The sequence below is a fragment of the Paraconexibacter sp. genome, from assembly GCF_041602235.1.
Classification (GTDB): domain Bacteria; phylum Actinomycetota; class Thermoleophilia; order Solirubrobacterales; family Solirubrobacteraceae; genus Paraconexibacter.
Genome location: NZ_JBFIGP010000237.1, coordinates 1 through 6,028 on the forward strand (window position 1 = coordinate 1; position 6,028 = coordinate 6,028).

The following is a 6,028-nucleotide window of genomic DNA, read 5'->3' on the forward strand; positions in this document are numbered from 1 at the left end:
AGCCCCTCGACCGCCGCCTGGGTGAGCGTCGTCATCGGGACGCGCTTGACCGCGAAGGCGTCGAGCGAGTCGTCCTCGAGCGGGCTGGTCTCGTAGCCGGCCTTCTGCACGGCGCGGACGGTGAAGGCGTCCTCGTTGACGATGATCGTGGCGCCGCGGTCGAGCAGCGAGAGGTTCGCGCGCAGGGCCGCCGGGTTCATCGCGACGAGGACGTTCGGGCGGTCGCCCGGCGTGAGGATGTCCCGCGAGGCGAAGTGGATCTGGAACGCGCTGACGCCGCCGATCGTCCCTGCGGGCGCGCGGATCTCCGCCGGGAAGTCGGGCAGGGTCGCGAGGTCGTTGCCCAGCGCCGCGGTCGCCGCCGTGAAGCGGTCTCCCGCGAGCTGCATGCCGTCCCCGGAATCGCCCGCGAACCGCACCACGACGCGCTCTCGCACCTCGTGGCGCTTCGCGCCCCCCTCCACCGTGCTCATGGCGCGCGACGTTACCCGCGGGCACGGTCGCGTCGGGGCTCCGAACCCACCGATACCCCCCGGTAGGTGGCTGAAGTTCCCACCCTCGGGGGAGAAGGTCGCGGCCTGCCACACTCAGGAGGTGGCCCTGCACCACGAGGAGCTCCGCGAGCGGCGTCCCGCGCACCTGGGGAACGGCACGCTCGCCTGCCCGGACTGCGACTTCCCCACGCGTCCGACCGCGCCGCGGATGACGCCCGCCGATGAGCTGCGCTGCCCGTACTGCGGGTGCTACGGCGCCGTGCGGGAGTTCCTGACGCTGTCCGACGAGCCTCGGCCAGCGCGGGTGGCCGTCACCGTCCGGGTGCCGCCGCTGCCGGCCCGCTGACCGGGCACGGGCCTGACGGGCCGGGGTGCGTCACTCCCGCGCGAGCGCGCCCATCACGGTGCGGACGAACTGCTCCATGCGGGCGGGGGAGTAGCGCTCCGGGTCCACGAGAAGGAGCCGTCCGGCCTCCTCGCCCATCGCCAGGATCGAGTGGGCCGCGAGCTCGACGTCGAGCCCGGCCGGACCCCCGCGCTGCTCCAGGCCCCAGGCGACGAGCTCGGTGATGCGCTCGGCGTAGGTCCTGCGGTTGCGTTCGACGACGTGACGGATCGCGCTGGGGGTCCCGTCGGGGGGCAGCAGGACGAGCCGCCAGCCGCGCGGGTCCTCGGCGACGGCCTCGACGAACCGCGTCACGGCGCGGACGAGCGCCGCGTCGGGGTCGGCGAGATCCTCCCGGGTCGGCAGGGCCTGGTCGACGACGCTGCGGGCGCGGTGCTCCTGCCGGTTGAACAGGGCGGCGAGGACCGCGGAGAGGTCGCGGAAGGCCGAGTAGACGACGGGGCGGGTGACGTCGATCTCGCGGGCGAGCGCCTCCATCGTCAACGCGGTCCAGCCGTCCCTGGCGATGATGTCGAGCGCCGCGTCGAGCAGCTGCTCACGCCGGTCCTCGACCGCCATGCGCGGGGCGTAGGGACGACGTGGGCGGGAGGCCATGCGTCCATCCTCGCACGCGTGGCAGCGGAGCGCCGCTGCACCTACGTCACCGTAGTATTGACATTGTTACGACGGTGTAGGAAGGTGCGCGCATGAGCGCCTCGCTGCTCCCGTTCCTCGCCGCCGAGCCCCCGTCCGCCGGGGGTGCCGAGCTCGGCCAGATCCTGATCGTGACGCTCTCCGCCACGGTCCTCACGAGCGCGCTGCTCGTCCTGGGGCTGGGTCACCGCTCCGGCCGGGTGGCCCTCCTGGGCCGGATCGGCGGCTTCGCCGAGCGGGCGCTGCGCCTGCCGGCCTGGGCCGCCTTGCCGCTCGTCGTCGCCGTGCCCACCCTGCTGCTCGCGCTGTTCGGCCTGACATGGGACGAGTCGCTGCACATCGACGACGGCCGCGACGAGGGCCCGCTGGCGAACCCCTCCCACTACTTCCTGCTGATCGGGCTGTTCGGCATCTTCAGCGCGGGCTGGCTCTCGCTCGTCCTGCCCGAACGCGGCGAGCGGCCGGGGCCGTCCTCCGTGCGGCTGGCCCGCGACTGGCACGTGCCGGTCGGCGGCCTGCTGACGATGGTCTGCGGGTCCGTCGCGCTGACCGGGTTCCCGCTGGACGACGTCTCCCACCGCCTCTTCGGCCAGGACGTCTCGCTGTGGGGCACGACGCACCTGCAGATGCTGACCGGCGCCGCCACGGGCGTCGTGGCGCTCGCCATGCTGTACCGGGAGGGCGTGCTCGCCGCCCGGGCCCGGGTGGGCACCGACCGCGAGATCCGGCCGCTGGTCCCCGTGCCGAGGATCGTCGACGCGCTGGTCGACAAGCTCCACTACGCGACCCTCGGCGGAGGCATGCTCGGCGCGCTCTCGATCTTCATGGGCGAGTACGACTTCGGCGTCCCGCAGTACCGGCTCGTCTTCCATCCGATCCTCATCGCCGCGATCGCCGCGTTCGGCCTCGTCACCGTCCGGGCGCTCGCCGGGCCGGGAGCGGCCGTGCTCGCCGCGCTGTGGTTCATGGCCGTCCGTGGCGTCATCACGCTGCTCGTGGGCCCGGTCTTCGGTGAGGCCGTCGCCACCTTCCCGCTCTTCCTCGCCGAGGCGCTGCTGGTCGAGGCCGCGGCGCTGGCCGTCGTCGCGCGGCGCCGGCCGATCGCCTTCGGCGCCCTCGGCGGCGCGCTCGTCGGCACCGTCGGCGTCCTGGCGGAGTACGGCTGGAGCAAGGTGTGGATGCCGCTGGCGTGGCCGGGCCACATGCTGCCGACCGCCATCGCCTACGCCCTGCCCGTCGGTGTCGCCTGCGGCGTGATGGGCGCGTTCGTCTACGGCGGGCTCGACCGCCGCGCGGCACTCGTCCGCTCCCGGAGCGTGCTCGGCGGGGTGGCCCTGTCGGCGCTCGTCGTGTTCGCCGTGTTCGCCGGCCTGCGGACCACGAGCGCGCCCGACGTCCGAGCGACCGTGACCGTCGAGGAGGTGTCGCCGGCGCCCGAGCGGCAGGTCGTCGCGACCGTCCGGCTGGACCCGCCCGACGCCGCGCAGGACGCCGACTGGTTCCACACCCTCGCCTACCAGGGCAAGGAGCCGCTGCGGGTCGACGACCTGACCGAGATCGCCCCCGGCGTCTACCGCACCACCGTCCTGCCCGTCCACGGCACGTGGAAGTCCGCGCTGCGGCTGCAGCGCGGGGGCGAGATGGCGGCGATGCCGATCTTCCTGCCGGCGGACTCCGCCATCCCCGTGGGCGAGGTCCCGGTGCCCGCGTCCTTCGAGCGCGCGCTGATCAGCGATCAGCAGATCCTCCAGCGCGAGCGCAAGGACGACGTCTCCGACGCGGTCGTCGCAGCGTTCTCGCTGCTGATCCTGGCGATCTCGCTCGGGATCGTGGGGCTCGTCGGTCGCGGGCTGGTGCACCTGGCCGGCCCCGTCCGCGAGCCGGGCGCACCCCGGACGAACGGGCGTAGCCGCGAGCGCCGGCGGGTCGCGGCGGGCGTGTGACCCCTAGGGTTGCGCGCATGGCCACCGACTTCACGACGATCCGTCTCGACGTCACCGACGGGATCGCGACGATCACGCTCGATCAGCCCGACGCGGGGAACGCGATCGGCCCGGATCTCGCCCGCGAGCTGCGGGCCGCCGCGGAAGGCCTCGCCGAGCGTGACGACGTCCGGGTCGTGGTGCTGCGCTCGGAGGGCCGCTTCTTCTGCGTCGGTGGCGACATCCAGTACTTCGCGGGCGCGGACGCTCCTGAGGCGGCACTGCACGCCCTCGCCACCGATCTGCACGGTGCCCTCCTGGCCCTCGCGGCGCTCGACGCCCCCGTGATCGCGAGGGTGCACGGCGCGGCGGCCGGCGCGGGGATGAGCCTCGTGTGCGCCGCCGACCTCGCGATCGGCACCCCCGCGGCATCGTTCACGGTCGCCTACACGGCCATCGGGCTGTCCCCCGACGGCGGGTCGTCGTGGCTGCTGCCGCGGATCGTCGGGCACCGCGTCGCGACCGAGTTGATGCTCACGAACCGCCGGGTCAAGGCGGACGAGGCGAAGGAGCTCGGCCTGCTGACGGAGGTGGTCGGCGACGACGAGCTGGACGCTCGCGTGGCGGAGCTCGCCGCCAAGCTGGCCGCCGGCCCGCGCGCCGCCCACGGTGCGGTCAAGCGCCTGCTCGCCGCGTCCTCGCGGACCGCGTTCGCCGATCAGCTCGCCGCCGAGGCCGACAGCATCTCCCAGCTGGCCGGATCGCCCACCGGCATCGAGGGCGCGGCGGCGTTCCTCGAGAAGCGCCCGCCGGCCTTCCCCTGAGCGCCGCCCGCGACCTCACCCCGCCCGGTCCCCGAACCCGGTCGTCGAGCGGGACAGTCGGTGGGTGGTGATCACCTCGTCGATCAGTCCGTACTCGCGGGCCTGCTCGGCGGTGAAGAACCGGTCACGCGACATGTCCTCGTGCACCCGTTCGACCGGCTGGCCCGTGTGGTGGGCGTAGAGCTCGTCGATGCGCTCACGGAGCTCGATGGTCTCCCTCGCGTGGATCTCGATGTCGCTGGCCTGGCCCTGGTATCCCCCGCTGGGCTGGTGGATCAGGATGCGGCTGTTCGGGAGCGCGAAGCGCTTGCCCGGTGCTCCGGCCATGAGCAGCAGCGATCCCATGCTCATGGCGATCCCGCAGCAGATGGTCTGCACGTCGGGCTTGATGAACTGCATCGTGTCGTAGATCGCCAGGCCCGCGTAGATCACGCCGCCGGGTGAGTTGACGTACAGCGAGATGTCCTTGTCCGGGTCCTCGCTCTCGAGGTGCAGGAGCTGGGCCACGACGAGGTTGGCGACGTCGTCGTCGACGGCGCTGCCGAGGAACACGATCCGCTCGTTCAGCAGGCGGGAGTAAATGTCGAACGACCGCTCCCCGCGGGCGGACTGCTCGACGACCATCGGGACGAGGGGCATGTGCGGGTCCTTTCCGTATGACAATCAAATGGTTGTCATCAAGTGTGGCACAATGGCAACTTCTTGGTTGTCAGGACGGAGGTCGAGCTGATGCAGGTGCGGCGCGAGGTGGAGATCGACGCGACACCCGACGAGGTGTGGGAGGCGCTCGCCACGGACGAGGGCCGCGCGCGCTGGCTCGAAGACGACGCGGCTCGTGAGGTTCACGTCGAGGTCGTCGAGGCGCCTTTCCGCCTGGTGTGGTGGTGGTGGCGGGGCGAGGAGCCGGCGACCCGCGTCGAGGTGCTGGTCGCTCCGGTGCCCGACGGATCCCGCGTCGTCGTCACCGAGTCGCTGCCGACGTTCCCGCTCATCGCGCTGGCGCGTGCGCACGCAGGGGCGCTCGCCCACGCATGACGGATGCGCTCGGCAGCGTCTTCGCCGCGCTCGCCGACCCCACGCGGCGGGTCATGGTGGAGACCCTGCTGCGGGACGGCACCACCTCCGTCCCCGCGCTCACCGAAGCACTGCCGATGAGCCGGCAGGCCATCGCCAAGCACCTGGCGGTGCTGGACGACGCCGGGCTGGTCGAGCGCGCGCCCGCCGGCGGCCGGGAGGTTCGCTACCGCCTGAGCGAGGGCGCGCTCGAGCCGGCCGCGACCTGGCTCGCCGCAGCAGACGCCGCATGGGACGGTCGGCTGGCCCGCCTGAAGGAGACCGTGGAGCGCGGCACGTCGGGCTGACCGGGGGCGGTCACCGCAGCGCGACCGGGATCGCCGTGTACTGATTCAGGAACAGCGACCGGATGCGCTTCGGCTCGCCGTCGACGCGCATGTCGGGGAAGCGCTTCAGGGTCTCCTCGATCCAGATCCGCAGCTCCATGCGCGCGAGCGACGCGCCGAGGCAGAAGTGCCGGCCGCCGGCCCCGAAGGCCTGGTGGTCGTCGACGTTCTGGCGGGTGATGTCGAACCGCTCGGGGTGGTCGGGGAACCGCTCGGGATCGCGGTTCGCGGCGATGTACCAGAGCAGCACGCGGTCGCCCTCCTTGATCTGCTGGCCGCCCAGTTCGACGTCCCTGGTGGCCGCGCGGCCCATCATCCCGAAGGCCGGGAAGCACCGCAGGCCCTCCTC

Annotated in this window: 9 protein-coding genes; 5 read left to right on the plus strand and 4 right to left on the minus strand. The window is 72.9% G+C overall.

What is annotated here, in order from left to right; translation table 11 throughout:
* Positions 1 to 473 (minus strand): 2-oxoacid:acceptor oxidoreductase family protein (locus ABYE80_RS15915; RefSeq protein WP_372791287.1); only part of this gene is annotated, 473 nt, incomplete at its 3' end.
* Between the two features lie 121 nt (positions 474 to 594).
* Here ABYE80_RS15915 and ABYE80_RS15920 point away from each other — a divergent pair.
* Positions 595 to 840: a hypothetical protein gene (locus tag ABYE80_RS15920; protein WP_372791288.1), complete on the plus strand. Its 246-nt coding sequence runs from the start codon at positions 595 to 597 to the stop codon at positions 838 to 840.
* A gap of 30 nt (positions 841 to 870) precedes the next feature.
* Here ABYE80_RS15920 and ABYE80_RS15925 read toward each other — a convergent pair whose 3' ends face one another.
* Positions 871 to 1,494 (minus strand): TetR/AcrR family transcriptional regulator, encoded by a 624-nt coding sequence (locus tag ABYE80_RS15925; RefSeq protein ID WP_372791289.1) that lies wholly within the window; start codon positions 1,492 to 1,494, stop codon positions 871 to 873.
* Positions 1,495 to 1,586: 92 nt separating this feature from the next.
* Between ABYE80_RS15925 and ABYE80_RS15930 the strand changes: the two genes are divergently transcribed.
* Positions 1,587 to 3,476, plus strand: coding sequence for a hypothetical protein (locus tag ABYE80_RS15930; protein WP_372791290.1), 1,890 nt, complete (start codon positions 1,587 to 1,589; stop codon positions 3,474 to 3,476).
* 17 nt (positions 3,477 to 3,493) lie between these two features.
* On the plus strand, positions 3,494 to 4,279 hold the full coding sequence (locus ABYE80_RS15935) for an enoyl-CoA hydratase/isomerase family protein (protein WP_372791291.1): 786 nt from the start codon (positions 3,494 to 3,496) through the stop codon (positions 4,277 to 4,279).
* 15 nt (positions 4,280 to 4,294) lie between these two features.
* Here the strand turns inward: ABYE80_RS15935 and clpP are convergent, their stop codons facing one another.
* Entirely contained in the window at positions 4,295 to 4,918 is a 624-nt protein-coding gene (gene clpP / locus ABYE80_RS15940) for an ATP-dependent Clp endopeptidase proteolytic subunit ClpP (RefSeq protein ID WP_372791292.1), read from the minus strand.
* A gap of 63 nt (positions 4,919 to 4,981) precedes the next feature.
* On the opposite strand from clpP, the gene ABYE80_RS15945 reads away from it, so the two are divergent.
* Positions 4,982 to 5,314 carry an SRPBCC domain-containing protein gene (locus tag ABYE80_RS15945; protein ID WP_372791293.1) on the plus strand — a complete coding sequence of 111 codons (333 nt, stop codon included), beginning with the start codon at positions 4,982 to 4,984 and terminating at the stop codon, positions 5,312 to 5,314.
* Entirely contained in the window at positions 5,311 to 5,640 is a 330-nt protein-coding gene (locus tag ABYE80_RS15950; RefSeq protein ID WP_372791294.1) for an ArsR/SmtB family transcription factor, read from the plus strand. Before ABYE80_RS15945 ends, ABYE80_RS15950 begins: the two co-directional genes overlap by 4 nt.
* A gap of 10 nt (positions 5,641 to 5,650) precedes the next feature.
* Here ABYE80_RS15950 and ABYE80_RS15955 read toward each other — a convergent pair.
* A partial coding sequence (locus ABYE80_RS15955) for a cytochrome P450 (protein WP_372791295.1) occupies positions 5,651 to 6,028 on the minus strand: 378 nt, incomplete at its 5' end.

Coding starts and splice junctions, on each gene's coding strand:
- ABYE80_RS15950 (WP_372791294.1), top strand. CDS start 5,311: ATGACGGATGCGCTCGGCAGCGTCTTCGCCGCGCTCGCCGACCCCACG.
- clpP (WP_372791292.1), bottom strand. CDS start 4,918: ATGCCCCTCGTCCCGATGGTCGTCGAGCAGTCCGCCCGCGGGGAGCGG.
- ABYE80_RS15935 (WP_372791291.1), top strand. CDS start 3,494: ATGGCCACCGACTTCACGACGATCCGTCTCGACGTCACCGACGGGATC.
- ABYE80_RS15925 (WP_372791289.1), bottom strand. CDS start 1,494: ATGGCCTCCCGCCCACGTCGTCCCTACGCCCCGCGCATGGCGGTCGAG.
- ABYE80_RS15930 (WP_372791290.1), top strand. CDS start 1,587: ATGAGCGCCTCGCTGCTCCCGTTCCTCGCCGCCGAGCCCCCGTCCGCC.